Below are 17776 nucleotides of genomic sequence, written 5' to 3' on the forward strand. Positions count from 1 at the left end.
TCCCTACCGGTCGAGGACCAGGCGCAGCGCCTGGTCCACCACGGCGTCGAGGTCGTCGCCGAGGCGGCCGGTCAGCCACTGCTGGGCGAGTTCGGCCATCGCCCCGGTGTACATCGCCGCGCCGACCCGCGCGGCCACCGGGTCGGTGCCGGGTTGCAGCCGCCAGCCCTCGGTGAGCACCAGTTCCAGGAGCAGGTCGACGGCCGCCTCCCGGCGGGCGGCCAGTACCGGGTTGGCCCGCGCGTCGGTGAACAGCACCCGGCCGCGGCGCGGATCGGCCGACCCGAATCCGAGCACCGCGGCGATGCCTGCACGGGTGCGGTCGCGCAGCGAGTCAGCGGCGCGCGCCATCGCGACCTCGACGTCGGCGGTGAGTTGTTCGCTCACCTTGTCGTACACGGCACCGAGCAGGTCGTCGACGTCGCCGAAGCTCTCGTAGAAGTAGCGGGTGTTCAGTCCGCACTCGCGGCACACCGAGCGCACCGACACGGCCGCCTCACCGCCGTCGCCGAACAGCCGGAACGCCGCGTCGATCAGCAGGCCGCGACGCTCGGCGCGCCGGTCGGTCAGCGGCACACCGGCCCAGCGGGTGGGGCTCGACATCGGACCAGCGTACGACCGATCGGGCGAATCTGGTCACAACCGTGGCCAGAGGCTATTCTGGTCACACACGTGACCAGACCCGGAGGGCCGACCATGGACCTGCTGCCCCGACAGATCGTCGAGAACCGGCTCAATCGCCAGTTCAACCAGGACGTCCGCAGGCACTTCTTCCGCGGAATGGAGTTCGCCGGACCGGCGGGCGATCCCGGCTGGTTCGGTCCCGGCAGCGCGGTGTGGCACGTGCACTCCCACCTCGAGGCGATGATCTTCGGCCTGCAGTGCGCCGCGTACATGGAGCGGCTCGACCCGTCGATCTATTGGATGGGGATGCACCACTCCCGGCTGGTGAAGCGCGACGCCGACGGGGTGGCGCGCCCCGAGATCGACCCGAAGGGCGCCTCGGTGCGGCTCGGCCACTCGGTTGCCTTCTTCATCGGCACCGCCTACGGCTCCACCGACACCGCAGAACGACTCGCCACCACCGTGCGGTCCATGCACCACACCATCAAGGGGGTCCGGCCCGACGGTCTCGCCTACGACGCCGACGACCCCGACTGGCTGCGCTGGAACTACGCCACCGTGGTTTGGGGAATCGCCACCGCCCACGAGCTCTACCACCCGAACCCGTTGCGCGGCAGGAAGATCGACCGCTACTACGGCGAATTCGTGCGCGTCGGCCACGCCCTCGGCGGCACCGACCTGCCGTCGACGAAGGCCGAGACGCTCGACTGCCTGAAGTCCTACCTGCCCCGGCTCGCGGTCACCCACGGCACGGCACTGGCCACCGGCCCGAACCTGCCGATGCCGCAGAGCGCGCTGAACTGGGCGGTGCGCGACACCATGCCGCGGTGGGGGAAGGAGCTGATCCAGCACCGCGACCCGCACCCCGTCGAACGCGCCGCGCGGCGCGCCATGGTGTGGACGGTGATCAACGGCCTGCACACCGCCGCAGGCCCGGCGCCGGAGTTCGAGCAGGCGCAGGCACGGGTCGCCGGCGGCGTCGATCCCGCGCTGGCGCCCCACACCGAGCCGGCCTACGTGCCGGGCAGCGACCCGCAGCGCAGCCGCGCCGAGGTCGAACGCACCTTCGCCTGAGCTGTGACCCGCTGCACACGCTTTTTCGCCTGCCCGCCGATTTTGAGACACTGGCCGTTATGAGTGTCACGCGAAAGACCCAGCACCGCGAGGTCGCCAAGCTGGACCGGGTGCCGCTGCCCATGGAGGCCGCCCGCGTCGGCGTCACCGGTTGGCAGATCACCCGCACCGGCGCACGCGTCGTCAGCAAGCTGGCGGGTCGCGGTTCCCTACAGGAGAAGGTCGTCAAGCAGATCCCTCAGACGTTCGCCGACCTCGGGCCCACCTACGTCAAGTTCGGCCAGATCATCGCGTCGAGCCCCGGCGCGTTCGGCGAACCGCTGTCCCGGGAGTTCCGCAGCCTGCTCGACCGGGTGCCCCCGGCGAACGCCGAACAGGTGGCCACACTGCTGCGCGAGGAACTCGGCGGTGACCCGGCCACGCTGTTCAAGTCCTTCGACCCCACCCCGTTCGCCTCGGCCTCGATCGCCCAGGTGCACTACGCCACGCTGCACACCGGCGAGGAGGTCGTCGTCAAGGTCCAGCGGCCCGGCATCCGCCGCCGCGTCGCCGCCGACCTGCAGATCCTCAAGCGCGGCGCCCGCCTGGTCGAGTTCGCCAAGCTCGGTCAGCGGCTCAGCGCGCAGGACGTCGTCGCCGACTTCGCCGACAACCTCGCCGAGGAGCTCGACTTCCGGTTGGAGGCACAGTCGATGGACGCGTGGGTGTCGCACATGCACGCCTCGCCGCTGGGCGAGAACATCCGGGTGCCTCAGGTGTACTGGGACCTCACCAGCGAGCGGGTGCTGACCATGGAACGCGTCACCGGCGTGCGCATCGACGACGCCGCGGCGATCCGCAAGAAGGGCTTCGACGGCACCGAGCTGGTCAAGGCCCTGATGTTCAGCCTCTTCGAGGGCGGCCTCAAGCACGGGCTGTTCCACGGGGACCTGCATGCAGGCAATCTCTTCGTCGACGACGACGGCAAGATCGTGTTCCTCGACTTCGGCATCATGGGCCGCATCGACCCGCGGACCCGCTGGCTGCTGCGCGAGCTCGTCTACGCGCTGCTGGTCACCAAGGACCACGCCGCCGCGGGCAAGATCGTCGTGCTGATGGGCGCCGTCGGCACCATGAAGCCCGAGGCGGAGGCCGCCAAGGACCTGGAGAAGTTCGCCACGCCTCTGACCATGAAGTCGCTCGGCGACATGAGCTACGCCGAGATCGGCAAGCAGCTGTCGACGCTGGCCGACGCCTACGACGTGAAACTGCCCCGTGAGCTGGTGCTGATCGGCAAGCAGTTCCTCTACGTCGAGCGCTACATGAAGCTGCTCGCACCGAAGTGGCAGATGATGAGCGACCCGCAGCTGACCGGGTATTTCGCCAACTTCATGGTCGACATCAGCCGCGAGCACAAAGAGAAGGCTGCCGACGAGCGCTTGCGCGAGGAGCCGACAACCGAAGAGGTCGAGGCGTAGTGGAGATCCGTTCCGGTAAGGCTGGCGTCGGCGGGCAGGAGCGGCGGGGGTACCTCCCGCCCGAAGGGCAGGGGGCCGACTCGGGGATCAATTCTGGTGAGCTGGAAATCTATTACGAGGACATGGGTGACCCGAACGATCCCGCCGTCCTGCTGATCATGGGCCTGGGCGCGCAGCTGATCTTCTGGCGCGAGGGGTTCTGCCAGAAGCTCGTCGACCAGGGTCTGCGGGTGATCCGGTTCGACAACCGCGACGTCGGACTGTCCAGCCACCTCGACGGCCGGCGGACCAAGGGTTCGCAGGTCGGCAACATGGTGCGGTCATTCCTGGGATTCCGCAGCCCGTCGGTCTACACGCTCGAGGACATGGCCGACGACGCCGCGGCGCTCCTGGACCACCTGGACATCGACCGGGCGCACATCGTGGGCGGCTCGATGGGCGGCATGATCGCGCAGATCTTCGCCGCCCGTCATGCGGAGCGCACCAGGACATTGGCCGTCATCTTCTCCAGCAACAATCAGGCGTGCCTGCCGCCGCCCGGGCCGCAGCAGCTCCTCGCGGTGATCACCGGCCCCTCGCCGAACTCCCCGCGCGACGTCATCATCGAGAACTCGATCCGTGTCAGCAAGATCATCGGCAGCCCTGGTTACCGCTCCTCCGACGAGGATCTGCGCGCCGACGCCGTCGCGTTCTACGACCGCGCGTTCTACCCGCAGGGCATCGCGCGGCAGTTCAACGCGATCACCGGCAGCGGCAGCCTGCGCCACTACGACCGGCAGATCACCGCGCCGACGGTCGTCATGCACGGCAAGGCCGACAAGCTGATGCGCCCGTACGGCGGCAAGGCCATCGCGCGGGCCATCCCCGGGGCGCGCCTGGTGCTGTTCGACGGCATGGGCCACGAGCTCCCGAAAGAGCTGTGGGACGACGTGGTGGGCGAGTTGAAGACCACCTTCGCCGAGAGTCCCTGACCAGCGGCGGCGCTTCTCGATTCGGCCCGCGACGGACCGATCGGATACGATTCCCTGTCGAGTGCAAGGGGTTGTTGCACCGTCATCGGCGACGCCGGCAAACCCCAGAACGGCCAGAAAGGCACCACCATGTCCCCAGCGGGCAAACTGAAGCCGCACTTCGAGGACGTCCAGGCGCACTACGACCTGTCCGACGACTTCTTCCGGCTTTTCCTCGACCCGAGCCAGATGTACAGCTGCGCGTACTTCGAACGCGACGACATGACGCTCGAGCAGGCCCAGCACGCCAAGGTGGATCTCGCGCTGGGCAAACTCGGCCTGCAGCCGGGCATGACGCTGCTCGACGTGGGCTGCGGCTGGGGCTACACGATGATGCGCGCCGTCGAGAAGTACGACGTCAACGTCATCGGCCTGACGCTGAGCAAGAACCAGCACGCGCACGTCGAGCGGATCTTCGCCGAGTCCGACAGCCCGCGTACCAAGCAGGTGCTGCTGCAGGGCTGGGAGGACTTCGACCAGCCGGTGGACCGGATCGTGTCGATCGGCGCATTCGAGCACTTCGGCAAGGACCGCTGGGACGACTTCTTCACCAGGGCATACAGCGTGCTGCCCGACGACGGTGTGATGCTGCTGCACACGATCACCGCGCTGACCATCCCGCAGATGGTGGAACGTAAGATCCCGCTGACCTTCTCGGTCGCCCGGTTCATCAAGTTCATCCTCACCGAGATCTTCCCCGGCGGTTATCTGCCGACCATCGAACTCGTGGGCGAGCACGGCCAGAAGGCCGGCTTCGACCTGACCCGCACCCAGTCGCTGCAGCCGCACTACGCCAGGACGCTGGACTGCTGGGCCGACGCGCTGCAGGCCCACCGGGACGAGGCGATCGCGATCCAGTCCGAAGAGGTCTACGACCGCTACATGCACTACCTCACCGGCTGCGCGGACGCGTTCCGGAAGGGTTACACCGACGTTTGCCAGTTCACGTTGGAGAAGTGATCACAAACATCCAGCAAACTCCTGATTGCTAGCTGGTCGGCGGCTCCAGACACCGGGTCGTCGCCGGGTGTGCGACACGCTGTAGGTTCGCCAGTCGACGCCCAGAATCGGGAGTAGCGTGCGGTCACAACGCGACCGACGCGGGAGCTATGCAGACGACCTGTCGCGAGGAAGGCCACGCACGAACCATGCCTGAGAACACGAACACCGATACCGAGTTGCGGCCGCACTTCGAGGACATCCAGGCCCACTACGACCTGTCCGACGACTTCTTCGGCGTCTTCCAGGACCCCACACGCAAGTACAGCTGCGCGTACTTCACGGGTCCCGAGGTGTCGCTGTCCGAGGCGCAGATCGCCAACGTCGATCAGCACCTCGACCGGCTGGACCTCAAGCCGGGAATGACGCTGCTGGAGGTGGGCTGCGGCTGGGGGCTGACGCTGCAGCGGGCGATGGAGAAGTACGACGTCAACGTCATCGGCCTGACGCTGAGCAAGAACCAGCAGGCCTACTGCGACCAGCTGCTGGGCAAGCTCGACACCAACCGGACCTTCGACGTCCGCCTGCAGGGCTGGGAGCAGTTCCACAGCCCGGTCGACCGCATCGTGTCGATCGAGGCCTTCGAACACTTCGGGTTCGAGCGCTATGACGACTTCTTCAAGACGTGTTTCGACATCCTGCCCGACGACGGCCGGATGACGATCCAGAGCAGCGTCGGCTACCACCCCGACGACCTGCAGGCCCGCGGGAAGAAGCTGACCTTCGAGCTGGCCCGCTACGTCAAGTTCATCCTCACCGAGATCTTCCCGGGCGGCCGGCTCCCGAGCACCCCGATGATGGTCGAGCACGGCGAGAAGGCCGGCTTCGTCGTGCCCGAGACGTTGTCGCTGCGCAACCACTACATCAAGACGCTCGGTATCTGGGCCGCCAAGCTGGAGCAGCACAAGGACGAGGCCATCGCGGCGACCGACGAGGAGAACTACCACCGCTACATGAAGTACCTGCGCGGCGCGCAGTACTACTTCGTCGACGAGAGCATCGACGTCAGCCTGGTCACCTATCTCAAGCCCGGCGCCGCGGCCTGACCCGGCCCGTCACCGCAAAGATCCCCCGACCGATGTCGGGGGATTTTTTGCGTGATGTGTCGGATCCCGGCGCGGGCGTTCGTCGACACAGTAGAGAGTGGAACCAGAAGGGTTGCACTCGCTACCGGGAAGGTCGTCACCGATGCACTACTTCACCCTGCTGCTGGGACCAGAGGCCACCGAGGAGCCCGACGCCGAGACCCAGGCCGCCATCATGGCCGCCTACACCGAATTCCACGCGAGCGCCGGTGCGGCGATCAAGGCGGGCGACGCGCTCGCCGGATCGGCCGCCACGGTCCGCATCACCGGCGGACCCGATCACCCGGTGGTCACCGACGGTCCGTTCGCCGAGGGGGCGGAGGTGGCCGGCGGCTACTACGTGTTCGAGGCCGACGACCTCGACGATGCGCTGGGCATCGCCCGCAGGATCCCGGCCTGCCAGGAGGGCGCCGTCGAGGTGTGGCCGATGGTCGGCTGGGAGTCGCCCACCGAGCGCATCGGCAGCGACTGGTTCGCGCTGCTGCTGGAACCGGCGGACCAGCCGTGCACGCCCGGCACCGAGGAGTGGGAGAGCGGCGAGTGCCGGCACGCGGAATTCGGGCGGAACGCCGGTGAGCACATCCTCGGTGGGGCGCCGCTGCACCCGCCGAGCACGGCGACCACGGTGCGGGTGCGCGACGGCCAGCTGCTGCTGACCGACGGTCCGTACGCCGAGGGCGCCGAGGTGGCCAGCGGGTTCTACCTGCTGCGGGCCACCGACCGCGACGAGGCCGTCAAGATCGCTTCGATGATCCCCGCCACCACGGTCCATCTGCACCGCTTGGTCGGCGTCTCCGACCTCTGACACTGCATGACTGACCTGGACGGCGTCTTCCGGCGGGAATGGGGCCCTGCCGTCGCCGCGCTCGCGCGGTGGTCGGGAGACCTCGGCATCGCCGAGGACGCCGTCCAGGAGGCCTGCGCCGAGGCGCTGCGGAGGTGGCCGGGCGACGGCGTGCCCGACAACGCCGGGGCGTGGCTGACCACCGTGGCCCGCAACCGGGTGCTGGACCGGCTCCGCCGCGAATCGGCCCGTTCGGGGAAGGAGTTCGCCGCGGTGGTCGATGAGATGAACGCCCGGGCGGACGCTCCTGCGCACCGGGTGCGCGACGACGAACTGCGGATGATGTTCACCTGTGCGCACCCGGCGCTGGACCGGCTGTCGCAACTGGCGCTGACGCTGCGGCTGATCTCGGGCCTCACGGTCGCTGAGATCGCCCGCGCCCTGTTGCAGTCCGAGGCCGCCGTCGGTCAGCGGATCACGCGCGCCAAGAACAAGATTCGCAGCGCGAACATCCCGCTGCGGGTGCCGCCTGCCGAACTGCTGGCCGAGCGCACCCCGCACGTACTGGCCTGCATCTACTCGGTGTTCACCGAGGGCTACTGGTCGACGGCGGGGCCGTCGGCGATCCGCGACGAACTCTGCGGCGAGGGTGTCCGCCTGGCCGCCGAGGTGTGCGACCTGATGCCCGCCGAGCGCGACGCCCAGGCGCTGGCCGCGCTGACGCTGCTGCACGATTCGCGGCGCCGCACCCGGGTGGACGCGGCGGGCGCGCTGGTGCCACTCGAGGAGCAGGACCGCAGCCGGTGGGACCGCGGCCAGATCGCAGCGGGGTTGGAGCGGCTGCGCCGCGCGGCCGGATCCGGCGGGCAGTATCTGCCGCAGGCGGTGATCGCGGGCCTGCACGCGACCGCGCCGACGTGGGAGCAGACCGACTGGGTGACGATCTGCACGGCCTACGACCGGTTGCTCGCGGTCGGCGACTCACCGGTGGTGCGGGCCAACCGCGCGCTGGCCATCGGCTTCCGGGACGGCTTTGCAGCGGGTCTCGCCGAACTGGACGCGGTGGCCGCCGATCCCCGGTGGACCCGGTCGAACACCCTCGCCGTGATTCGCGCTGACCTGCTGCGCCGGTGCGGGCGGACCGACGAGGCCCTGCACTGGTACCGCGCCGCGCTCGCCGTGAACGGCTCCGAACCGGCACGGGCCTTTCTGCGCCGCCGCGTCGCCGAGTGTGGCGGCTGATGTTCTCGGGTTGACCAGCGCGCCGGGGTAGCGGACGGTATGAAGGCAGCACGCGATCGAGAAGGAGAATCATGGGCAGCACCATTCGCAAGGCGGTGATCCCCGCCGCCGGTCTCGGGTCCCGGCTGCTTCCGCTGACCAAGGCGATCCCCAAGGAGATGTTGCCCGTCGGCGACAAGCCGGTCATCGAGCACACGGTCCGCGAACTCGTCAGTTCCGGCATCACCGACATCACCATCGTGGTGTCGGGCGGCAAGTCGTTGATCCAGGACCATTTCCGGCCCAACCCGGCGCTGGTGGAGCAGTTGCGCAACGACGGCAAGACCGCCTACGCCGACGCCGTCGAGGAGGTCGGGCAGCTCTCGGCCGCCGGCCACATCACCTACCTCGACCAGCACGGGCCCTACGGCAACGGCACCCCCGTGCTCAACGCCGCGCGCGCGTTCGGCGACGAGCCGATCCTGGTGCTGTGGCCCGACGACGTGTTCGTCGCCGAGGTGCCGCGCGCCCAGCAGCTGATGCGGGCCTACGCGCAGACGTCGTGCCCGGTGCTGGCGTTGCTGCCGATGGCTGCCGAGGATTCCCAGCGCTACGGCGTGCCGATCGTCAAGGAGGACCTCGACGACGGCCTGCTGCGGATCACCGGCCTGGTCGAGAAGCCCAAGCCCGAGGATGCGCCATCGGAGTACGCGGCCATCGGCGGGTACGTCATCACTCCCGGCGTCATCGACGAACTGCGCCAGCAGACCAAGCGCTGGTACGAGCACCGGACCGGCGAGGTCTACCTGACCGACGCGATCAACGCCTACGCCAGGGACCGCGCGGTCTACGGGCAGGTCATCCAGGGCAGCTGGTATGACACCGGCAATCCGGGCGACTACCTGGTGGCCCAGTTCGCCTCCGCGCTCGCGCACCCGACCTACGGGCCGCTGCTGCGCGGGCTCGCCGAAGGCAACTGATCATCCACGAGTGTGAACGTCACGACGAATTCGGCCCGAAAGCGTCGTGACGTTCACAGTCGCGAATCTTGGGCCTACGCCTCCGCGAAGTTGCGGGTGACGCCCGGGTCGACCTGGATGCCGGGTCCGGTCGTCGTCGAGACGACGATCTTCCTCAGGTAGCGGCCCTTGGACGCCGACGGCTTGGCGCGCAGGATCTCGTCGAGCGCGGCGCCGTAGTTCTCGGCCAGCGACTTCTCGTCGAAGGACGCCTTGCCGATCACGAAGTGCAGGTTCGCCTGCTTGTCGACGCGGAAGTTGATCTTGCCGCCCTTGATGTCCTGCACGGCCTTGGTGACGTCGGGCGTCACGGTGCCGGTCTTGGGGTTGGGCATCAGGCCACGCGGGCCGAGCACGCGGGCGATGCGGCCGACCTTGGCCATCTGGTCGGGCGTGGCGATCGCCGCGTCGAAGTCGAGGAAGCCGCCCTGGATCTTCTCGATCAGGTCGTCGCTGCCCACCACGTCGGCGCCGGCGGCGATGGCCTGCTCGGCCTTCTCGCCGACCGCGAACACCGCGACGCGGGCGGTCTTGCCGGTGCCGTGCGGCAGGTTGACGGTGCCGCGCACCATCTGGTCGGCCTTACGCGGGTCGACGCCCAGCCGGATGGCCACCTCGACGGTGGCGTCCTGCTTCTTCGACGACGTCTCCTTGGCCAGCTTGGCGGCCTCGATCGGCGAATACAGCTTCTCGCGGTCGATCTTCTCCGCGGCTTCGCGGTATGCCTTGCTGTTCTTGCTCATTGGTGTCTCCTTGATTCAGAGGTCGTGGTTCACGAGCCGATGCCAGCTCTCCCACGCTTTCCTGCGTTGAGATTGCGCTCAGGGCGGAGCTCTCTCGAACTTTTGCGCCCTCAGTGCAGAACCAACGTCGAACTACTCGACGGTGATTCCCATCGACCGGGCGGTGCCGGCGATGATCTTGGCGGCCTGGTCGACGTCGTTGGCGTTGAGGTCGGCCTTCTTCGTCTCGGCGATCTCGCGCACCTGATCCCAGGTCACCTTGGCGACCTTGGTCTTGTGCGGCTCGGCCGAGCCCTTCTGCACACCGGCGGCCTTGAGCAGCAGCTTGGCGGCGGGCGGGGTCTTCAGCGCGAACGTGAAGCTGCGGTCCTCGTAGACGGTGATCTCCACGGGGATGACGTTGCCGCGCTGGCTTTCCGTCGCGGCGTTGTACGCCTTGCAGAACTCCATGATGTTGACGCCGTGCTGGCCGAGCGCAGGACCGACGGGCGGGGCGGGGTTGGCCTGCCCGGCCTGGATCTGCAGCTTGATCAGCCCGGTGACCTTCTTCTTCGGGGGCATGACTGTGCTGTCCTTTTCTTCTCTTCTGTGTGGTTCTTAGATCTTGGCGACCTGGGTGAAGGTCAGTTCGACGGGTGTCTCGCGGCCGAAGATGGACACCAGCACCTTGAGCTTCTGCTGCTCGGCGTTGACCTCGCTGATCGACGCGGGCAGCGTCGCGAAGGGGCCGTCCATCACGGTGACCGATTCGCCGACCTCGAAGTCGACCAGGATCTCGGGCCGCTCCATCGTGGCCTCCGACGAGGACGCACCCGCACCTGCGGTGGCCTTGCCGGGCTTCTTGGCCGCGGCGGGCGGCAGCAGGAACTTGACCACGTCGTTGAGCGACAGCGGCGAGGGCCGCGAGGTGGCGCCGACGAAGCCGGTGACACCGGGGGTGTTGCGCACCGCGCCCCACGACTCGTCGTTGAGCTCCATGCGCACCAGGATGTAGCCCGGGAGCACCTTGCGGTTGACCTGCTTGCGCTGGCCGTTCTTGATCTCGGTGACCTCTTCGGTGGGCACCTCGACCTGGAAGATGTAGTCGCCGACGTCGAGGTTCTGCACGCGCGTCTCGAGGTTGGCCTTCACCTTGTTCTCGTAGCCGGCGTAGGAGTGGATGACGTACCAGTCGCCCGGCTGCAGCCGCAGTTCCTTCTTCAGCGCGACGGCCGGGTCCTCGTCCTCCTCGGGCTCCGCGGGCGCGGCTTCCTCGGCGGCGGGCACCTCTTCGGCGGTCGTGTCCTCTACAGCCTCGGCGGCGGTGGTCTGCTCGAGAGACTCGGCGGCCTCGTCTGCGATCACGGTCGCCGGGTCCGCAGCTTCGACGCGCGCCTCGGACACAGCCGAGGGCGTATCGCCTTCGAAGCTCGTCACGGTTGTCTTTCCTCTCTCGTACTTCAGTTCTTCGTGCCGGCGCGCGGCCCGGTCAGTCGGCGCCGAACACCAGTCCGATCAGCCGGCCGAGGCCGTAGTCCGCACCGGAGATCAGCGCGACCATGAACACCAGGAAGACCAGCACCACCGAGGTGTAGCTGACCATCTGCTTGCGGTTCGGCCAGATGACCTTGCGCAGCTCGGCGACGACCTGCTTCAGGTAGTTCAGGACGTAGAGGAAGGGATTGCGTGAGCCACCCGGTTCCTTCTTCTTCCTGACGGTCTTCTTGCCGGGGCCGTTGCCGTCCTTGAGGTCGCCGGTGTCGGTCTCCGGAGCGGTGTCGGTGTCGGCGCCGTCGACGTCGCCGACCGGTCGCCGTGAACGCTTCCCGGTGGGCCGCAGCGGCCTGGTGGCCACCGCAGTCTGGCCGCGGGTGTCTGCGCTCTTTCCGCTGTCGGTGCCGGCGTCAAGGCCGGCGCCTGCGCCGTCGTCAGGGGAGCCGGCACTGTCGCGCTCGTCGCTCACCGCTCGCTCCTCTTGTCCGGGTTGTCATCGGGGTGCACACCTACCAGTGTCCACACTTGTCGAGTATTCAGTTGAGCAGGGGCGACAGGACTTGAACCTGCAACCTGCGGTTTTGGAGACCGCTGCTCTGCCAGTTGAGCTACGCCCCTTCAGGCGACGACAGGGTTGACGTCGTCATCACCGTCCTGACCTGCGGGGCTCACACAATTTGCGCGCTCCCCGTTCGGTCGATCTGATACCGACGGACAGCGCGCTGGACTGGGAAAACCCCGAAGTCCGAGTGTAGCGTGCCGCCGGTCGCACTTACTAATCCGCTGCCGGCTCGGTGTCGGCCGTGCGAACCACCTGCCCGGTCTCCGGATCCCACTTCACGGAGATCGAGTTGTCGCCCTCGTGACCCATCAGCGTGGTGAACGACTCCTGGACGACCGCGCCGGTCGGGTCGGTCAGCACGTTGCGGGTGGTGACGATGTCGGCGCCGAACCGCTCGTCCACCGACACGACGTAGAGCTTCCCGCGCAACGCGTCGCCGGCCACGATCGGCCGGTGGAACAGGAACTTCTGGTCCACCTGGACGATCTGCATGGTCTCCATGCCGAGGTCGTTGTTCTGGAAGAAGTGCCGCTGGATCATCACCGCGAAGATCGACATGAAGGTCGGCGGCGCGATGAGCGCGTCGTGGCCGAGCTCGGCGGCCGCGGCCTCATCGTGCGAGGCCGGGTCGTCGGCCTTCACGGCGCCGGCGTACTGCCGGATCTGCTCGCGGCCGACGACGAAGGTGTCCGGGTACTCCCAGATCACTCCGCGGATGTCCTGTTTGAGTGCCATGACCGATACCGCCTACGCCAGCGTCGCCGTGGCGATGGCGCGGCCGAAGATCTTCTTGCCGCCGGACGTGGCCGAGAGTGCGATGGTCACCGACTTCGACTCGGGCTCAACGGATTTCACCCGTCCGCTGAAGGTGATCTCGGCACCCTTACCGTCGTTGGGCACCGGCACCACGGCGGTGAACCGCACGTTGTACTCCTTGACGGCCGCGGGGTCGCCGACCCACGAGGTGACGTAGCCGCCGCCCAGGCCCATCGTCAGCATGCCGTGCGCGATCGCGACGTCCAGCCCGACCTGCTTGGCGATCTCGTCGTCCCAGTGGATCGGGTTCAGGTCCCCGGACACGCCGGCGTAGTTGACGAGGTCCCCGCGGGTCAGCGGGATCACCTTCTCCGGGAGTTGATCGCCGACGCTGACCGAACTGAACTCACGCAGTGCCATTGCTGAAGCCACTCTCTCCGTCTTCTTCGCTACGCCCCGCCAGGGTGGTGTAGCTCTCCTGAACGATGTCACCGTTGTCGTTGGTGATGATGTTCCTGGTGGTGATGATGTCGGTGCCGTGCGCTTTGCGGATCGAGTCGATGTACACGTCGCAGTAGAGCGTGTCGCCGGCCATGATGGGCCTGACGAACTTGAGCACCTGGTCGACCTGGACGATCTGGGCGTCGGTGATGCCGATCCCCGCGGCGGCGAACATGGCCGACTGCGCCTGGTAGCCGAACACCGAGATGAAGGTCAGCGGTGCGGGCAAGGTGTCGTGGCCGAGGTCCGCGGCGGCCTTCTCGTCGAAGAAGGCGGGGTCCTCGTTCTTGACGGCGACGGCGTACTCGCGGATCTTCTCCCGGCCGACCACATAGGAGTCGGGGTACCGGAAATGGGTCCCGACGTAGTCGTCCAAGAAAGACACGAGTATTGAACCTACCTAGTGCGACTCACCGATGACGAATCAGTGGATCGGTCAGCGCGATTCCTTGTGTGCACGGTGAGTGCCACAGTTCGGGCAGAACTTCTTGATCTCCAGCCGATCGGGGTCGTTGCGGCGGTTCTTCTTGGTGATGTAGTTACGGTGCTTGCACACCTCGCAGGCCAAGGTGATCTTGGGCCGTACGTCGGTACTTGAGGCCACGTCAGTTGTCCTTCGTCGAAACGTCTCGTACTTGCTTGTAGCGGTGGGGGGGCTCGATCCCCCGACCTCACGATTATGAGTCGTGCGCTCTAACCAGCTGAGCTACACCGCCATCCGGCGAACCGGTCGACTGTCTGGCTCGCCCGGTGTCCACCGAGCCCCCTAACGGAATCGAACCGTTGACCTTTTCCTTACCATGGAAACGCTCTACCGACTGAGCTAAGGGGGCCTGTCCCCGGCAGTGAACAGCGTCGTGCCGCGGGCCTTAAAGAGAGTACAGTCTGCCCCTCGTCGTCGCCAAACCGCTGGTCACTGCCCGTCGTGAGGTCGGCTTTCCAGCACCCTAATCTTGAGCGATGGGATCCGACCGGCTCTACTTCCGCCAGCTGCTGTCCGGGCGTGACTTCGCCGCGGGCGACATGATCGCGACGCAGATGCGCAACTTCGCCTACCTGATCGGTGACCGTGAGACCGGTGACTGCGTGGTCGTCGACCCCGCGTACGCCGCAGGCGACCTGGTCGACGCGCTCGAAGCCGACGGCATGCACCTGTCCGGGGTGCTGGTGACCCACCACCACCCCGACCATGTCGGCGGCACGATGATGGGCTTCACGCTCAAGGGCCTGGCCGAACTGATGGAACGGGTCAGCGTCCCGGTGCACGTCAACACCCACGAGGCGGACTGGGTCTCGCGCGTCACCGGCATCCCGATGTCGGACCTCACCGCACACGAGCACGGCGACAAGGTGGACGTCGGCGCCGTCGAGATCGAACTGCTGCACACCCCGGGCCACACGCCGGGCAGCCAGTGCTTCCTGCTCGACGGCCGCCTGGTCGCCGGCGACACGCTGTTCCTCGACGGCTGTGGCCGCACCGACTTCCCCGGGGGGAACGCCGACGACATGTTCCGCAGCCTGCAGGCGCTCGCCGGGTTGTCCGGTGATCCCGTCGTGTTCCCCGGCCACTGGTACTCGGAGGAGCCCAGCGCGCCGCTGTCGGACGTCAAGCGGAGCAACTACGTGTACCGGGCGAGCGACCTCGACCAGTGGCGCATGCTGATGGGCGGCTGACGCCGGTCACCCCGCCGTCAGGCCCGGCGGGCCGGCTCCTTCCCGCCTCTTCTGATCGCCGCAACGCGACGCGTCCACGGCCGGTCGGCAAAACATGTGAGGCATTCCGGCGCGGCGTGGCGCCTGCCGCGCCGCCGACCGATTCGGGGTCGCCGCCAGGTGCCCGCGGCCGGTATGGCACAGCGGGGCCGAACAGATTCGACAGCGAACTCCGCGGAACCGTAGCGGTCGTCCTGTGCCTGCGCTCGCAACGACGCTGGGCGGACCTCGATTTCGCGAAATCTCCCGGAATCCACCGTGGATACCGTGGTCGAGAGACTTGTCATCGCAAGAATCCGTTGATGAATGCGAAGAAGTAGTGCAATACACGTGACACGGCGTGCTGGAGCGGGGCAAACTATTTGTCAGCAACGAAGACGCTAGGTCCGGGGGATCGACGTGAAGAACATCGTGCTCTGCTTCGACCACGCTCAGGAGCAGCTGCAACTGCGTGACGCCAGCAACGCCCGGGCGTTGTTCCGGCTGCTCGACGCCACGAGCGGCCAGCTCAACTGGTACCACCCGGGCACCGTCGCCGCGTCGACGCGCATCGGCGAGCGGCTGAGCCCCCGGCAACGGCGCCGACACGTCGCCGAGCAGGCCCGGGCAACCGTCGTGGAGGCCTACGAGTTCCTGGCAGGCACCTACGAACCCGGCGACGACGTCTACCTCTTCGGCGCGGGCCGAGGCGCCTCGTGCGCCCGCGAACTCGTCCGGCTGCTGGACGTGCTCGGCCTGCCCGAACACCATCACGAGGACCTGCTCGACTACCTGTTGGCCGCCTTCGCGCTGCCGCGCACCCGGCGCACCGGCGAGGAATGGCAGCGGGTGCGCGCGCTGGCCGCCGGGCTCGCCGGCGGTTCGGAGGTCGCGGTGCCGGTGCGCTTCGTCGGGCTCTTCGACATGGTCCGCGTGCCAGGCGTGGCAGCGACGACGGGGCCGCTGACCAACGTGGCCGCCGGCAGGCACGCCGTCGCGATCGACGGTGGACTGTCGGGCGAGCGCATCGACTCGCCCGGGGTCGACGAGGTGTGGTTCCGCGGCGCGCACTGCGACGTCGCGGGCGTGCAGGGCGCCTGCTGGCCGCTGGCCGACATCGCGCTCGACTGGGTGCTCGACGGCGCTGTGCATGCCGGCCTGGCGGTGCGGGACGGCGGACGCCATCGCGTCCCGGCACCCTGCGTCGCCGATCCTCTGGCGGGCAGCGCACACATGCTCTCACTGCGGCGGGTGCCGCTGGATGCGGACGTGCACGCCAGCGTCGAGGTCTACCTGCGATCGCATCCGCAGTACTGGCGCCGCCTGCCCGCACGCCTCGCATGGGCGGATCGCGAATGGCTGGCGCGCGGTGAACGGCTCATGCCGATGGCGGCGCCGGCCGCCGCACCGGCGAAGGCCGCGGCCCCGGAGCCGGTCGAGGCCGAACTCCTGACCGCCTGAGCCGCCCGTCGACCGGCGGTCGCCGGCTGGACAAACCGCACATCCGGGTCACTGCCGGGGTAACGTGATCATGACTCTCGGCCGTCGTTCAGCAACGGTTTGGTCGGTTGCTGTGTTGGTGGCAGCGAAGCTGTATGGTCCGGGGCGTCGATGACGAACACCTGGGGGCACGGTGGAATGGATTGAGAACCGTTGGCGGGACCTCACCGGTCTCGGGTCGGCGGGCTGGCTGACCATCGCCGCGTGGGCCGCACTGGTGCTCGGCATCGTCGCGCTCGTCTACCTGCACCGTCAGCTCCGGCAGCACCACCAGCGCAAGGCCGACCAGGTCAGGCCCCATGTCGCGGTGTTCATGGAGCAGCACCCCGCCGACTGGCACATCATCGAACTCGTCGTGCGCAACTTCGGCCAGACCGCCGCCCACGACGTCCGGTTCGAGTTCACCCACCCGCCCACCGTCGCCAAGTACGAGGAACGCTACGACGAGTCGCTGCCGGAGATCGTCGAACTGCAACTGCCCAGCGAACTGACAGTGCTCGCCCCCGGCCAGGAATGGCGAACGGTGTGGGACTCGGCTCGCGACCGGGCGGAGTTCGGCGGCTCGATCCGCTCCCGCTTCGACGGTGTGGTGATCTACCACGACCGCGCGCGGCCGGAGGGCGCCGACAAGGGCCGCGCCTGGCGCCGCAGACGCGAATTCCAGAACCGGGTGGTGCTGGACTGGGCGACGCTGCAGCCGGTGCCGCGCCTGGAACTGATGACGACGCACGACCTGGCCCGCCAGGAACGGCAGAAGCTCGAACTGCTGCGCAGCGTGCTCAACTACCTGCACTACGCGTCGAAGGAAACCAGGGCCGACGTGCTGCGCGCCGAGATCGAACGCGTCAACCGCGCCGCGCAGGAGAACCAGGACCGGTGGCGCAACAAGCAGCTCGACGAGACCACGGTGCTGGACTTCCCGTGGATCGACCGGGACGGCGCAGCGGCGCGCGACAGGACACATGTCAACGACAGGGCACCTGTGAACGGCGGCGCACACGACCACGACGGGGCACCCGCGCATGACGGCGTGATGGTGCCCGCGCGTGATGCGGCCGGTCGCCACCACCGCAACGGCGGGTAGCCGGCTACTTCCAGACGGCGCCGATGCCGACCTCCCAGAGGCTCAGCGGGGGCACTCCTCGCCGGCTACGTGGGTTGCGGCGCTTGGTCGTCTCGCGCTCGGCCGCCTCGGCCTGACTGCGCTTCCGGTGTGTTCGCATATTCCGGACGCTATGGCCGCAAGCCTCGACCGCCACGCGTAAGAAACTACCCC

Annotated in this window: 21 protein-coding genes and 3 tRNA genes; 11 read left to right on the forward strand and 13 right to left on the reverse strand. The window is 67.9% G+C overall.

All coding sequences use genetic code 11. The features are described 5' to 3' along the window. Positions 1–3 precede the first annotated feature (3 nt). Positions 4–603, reverse strand: coding sequence for a TetR/AcrR family transcriptional regulator (locus H7I41_RS06110; RefSeq protein ID WP_264011678.1), 600 nt, complete (start codon positions 601–603; stop codon positions 4–6). Positions 604–696: 93 nt separating this feature from the next. On the opposite strand from H7I41_RS06110, the gene H7I41_RS06115 reads away from it, so the two are divergent. The 8 genes from H7I41_RS06115 (at position 697) to H7I41_RS06150 (ending at position 9234) form a co-directional block, all read left to right on the forward strand. Further along, positions 697–1698, forward strand: coding sequence for an oxygenase MpaB family protein (locus tag H7I41_RS06115; protein WP_264011724.1), 1002 nt, complete (start codon positions 697–699; stop codon positions 1696–1698). A gap of 59 nt (positions 1699–1757) precedes the next feature. Next, positions 1758–3155 carry an ABC1 kinase family protein gene (locus H7I41_RS06120; protein ID WP_264011680.1) on the forward strand — a complete coding sequence of 466 codons (1398 nt, stop codon included), beginning with the start codon at positions 1758–1760 and terminating at the stop codon, positions 3153–3155. A gap of 122 nt (positions 3156–3277) precedes the next feature. Continuing rightward, on the forward strand, positions 3278–4126 hold the full coding sequence (locus H7I41_RS06125) for an alpha/beta fold hydrolase (RefSeq protein ID WP_264011681.1): 849 nt from the start codon (positions 3278–3280) through the stop codon (positions 4124–4126). Between the two features lie 129 nt (positions 4127–4255). Continuing rightward, entirely contained in the window at positions 4256–5125 is an 870-nt protein-coding gene (locus tag H7I41_RS06130; RefSeq protein ID WP_264011682.1) for a cyclopropane mycolic acid synthase family methyltransferase, read from the forward strand. Between the two features lie 188 nt (positions 5126–5313). Continuing rightward, positions 5314–6210 (forward strand): cyclopropane mycolic acid synthase family methyltransferase, encoded by an 897-nt coding sequence (locus tag H7I41_RS06135; RefSeq protein WP_264011683.1) that lies wholly within the window; start codon positions 5314–5316, stop codon positions 6208–6210. Positions 6211–6352: 142 nt separating this feature from the next. Beyond that, entirely contained in the window at positions 6353–7054 is a 702-nt protein-coding gene (locus H7I41_RS06140; protein ID WP_264011684.1) for a YciI family protein, read from the forward strand. A gap of 6 nt (positions 7055–7060) precedes the next feature. Beyond that, complete coding sequence (locus H7I41_RS06145) at positions 7061–8275, forward strand: RNA polymerase sigma factor (protein ID WP_264011685.1); 1215 nt, start codon at positions 7061–7063, stop codon at positions 8273–8275. Positions 8276–8346: 71 nt separating this feature from the next. Beyond that, entirely contained in the window at positions 8347–9234 is an 888-nt protein-coding gene (locus tag H7I41_RS06150) for a UTP--glucose-1-phosphate uridylyltransferase (protein WP_264011686.1), read from the forward strand. Positions 9235–9308: 74 nt separating this feature from the next. Here the strand turns inward: H7I41_RS06150 and rplA are convergent, their stop codons facing one another. From rplA to H7I41_RS06205, 11 genes are all read right to left on the reverse strand, one after another. Then, positions 9309–10016 carry a 50S ribosomal protein L1 gene (gene rplA / locus H7I41_RS06155; protein WP_264011687.1) on the reverse strand — a complete coding sequence of 236 codons (708 nt, stop codon included), beginning with the start codon at positions 10014–10016 and terminating at the stop codon, positions 9309–9311. Positions 10017–10148: 132 nt separating this feature from the next. Continuing rightward, complete coding sequence (gene rplK / locus H7I41_RS06160) at positions 10149–10577, reverse strand: 50S ribosomal protein L11 (protein ID WP_264011688.1); 429 nt, start codon at positions 10575–10577, stop codon at positions 10149–10151. A gap of 36 nt (positions 10578–10613) precedes the next feature. Then, on the reverse strand, positions 10614–11432 hold the full coding sequence (gene nusG, locus H7I41_RS06165) for a transcription termination/antitermination protein NusG (protein ID WP_302912762.1): 819 nt from the start codon (positions 11430–11432) through the stop codon (positions 10614–10616). Positions 11433–11484: 52 nt separating this feature from the next. Then, positions 11485–11958, reverse strand: a complete 474-nt coding sequence (secE, locus tag H7I41_RS06170; RefSeq protein WP_264011689.1) for a preprotein translocase subunit SecE — start codon at positions 11956–11958, stop codon at positions 11485–11487. A gap of 76 nt (positions 11959–12034) precedes the next feature. Further along, positions 12035–12107, reverse strand: a tRNA-Trp gene (locus H7I41_RS06175). A 157-nt stretch (positions 12108–12264) separates the two neighbouring features. Beyond that, entirely contained in the window at positions 12265–12786 is a 522-nt protein-coding gene (hadC, locus tag H7I41_RS06180; RefSeq protein WP_264011690.1) for a (3R)-hydroxyacyl-ACP dehydratase subunit HadC, read from the reverse strand. 12 nt (positions 12787–12798) lie between these two features. Then, on the reverse strand, positions 12799–13227 hold the full coding sequence (hadB, locus tag H7I41_RS06185; protein ID WP_264011691.1) for a (3R)-hydroxyacyl-ACP dehydratase subunit HadB: 429 nt from the start codon (positions 13225–13227) through the stop codon (positions 12799–12801). Next, positions 13214–13693 (reverse strand): (3R)-hydroxyacyl-ACP dehydratase subunit HadA, encoded by a 480-nt coding sequence (hadA, locus tag H7I41_RS06190; RefSeq protein WP_264011692.1) that lies wholly within the window; start codon positions 13691–13693, stop codon positions 13214–13216. Before hadA ends, hadB begins: the two co-directional genes overlap by 14 nt. 51 nt (positions 13694–13744) lie before the next feature. After that, on the reverse strand, positions 13745–13912 hold the full coding sequence (gene rpmG, locus H7I41_RS06195; protein ID WP_163733413.1) for a 50S ribosomal protein L33: 168 nt from the start codon (positions 13910–13912) through the stop codon (positions 13745–13747). Between the two features lie 38 nt (positions 13913–13950). Then, positions 13951–14024 (reverse strand) — tRNA-Met (locus H7I41_RS06200). Positions 14025–14068: 44 nt separating this feature from the next. Then, positions 14069–14141: transfer RNA gene (locus tag H7I41_RS06205), tRNA-Thr, on the reverse strand. 127 nt (positions 14142–14268) lie between these two features. On the opposite strand from H7I41_RS06205, the gene H7I41_RS06210 reads away from it, so the two are divergent. The 3 genes from H7I41_RS06210 to H7I41_RS06220 all read left to right on the forward strand — a co-directional run bounded on the left by H7I41_RS06210 (position 14269) and on the right by H7I41_RS06220 (position 17584). Further along, positions 14269–14982 (forward strand): MBL fold metallo-hydrolase, encoded by a 714-nt coding sequence (locus H7I41_RS06210; RefSeq protein WP_264011693.1) that lies wholly within the window; start codon positions 14269–14271, stop codon positions 14980–14982. 438 nt (positions 14983–15420) lie between these two features. Beyond that, positions 15421–16461, forward strand: coding sequence for a phospholipase effector Tle1 domain-containing protein (locus H7I41_RS06215; protein WP_264011694.1), 1041 nt, complete (start codon positions 15421–15423; stop codon positions 16459–16461). A 172-nt stretch (positions 16462–16633) separates the two neighbouring features. After that, on the forward strand, positions 16634–17584 hold the full coding sequence (locus H7I41_RS06220; RefSeq protein WP_264011695.1) for a DUF8453 domain-containing protein: 951 nt from the start codon (positions 16634–16636) through the stop codon (positions 17582–17584). 4 nt (positions 17585–17588) lie between these two features. Here H7I41_RS06220 and H7I41_RS06225 read toward each other — a convergent pair whose 3' ends face one another. Beyond that, a complete protein-coding gene (locus tag H7I41_RS06225; protein ID WP_264011696.1) occupies positions 17589–17723 on the reverse strand; it encodes a hypothetical protein in 135 nt (44 codons plus the stop codon). Positions 17724–17776: the final 53 nt, after the last annotated feature.

This window comes from [Mycobacterium] manitobense (genome assembly GCF_025821665.1).
GTDB lineage: Bacteria > Actinomycetota > Actinomycetes > Mycobacteriales > Mycobacteriaceae > Mycobacterium > Mycobacterium arseniciresistens.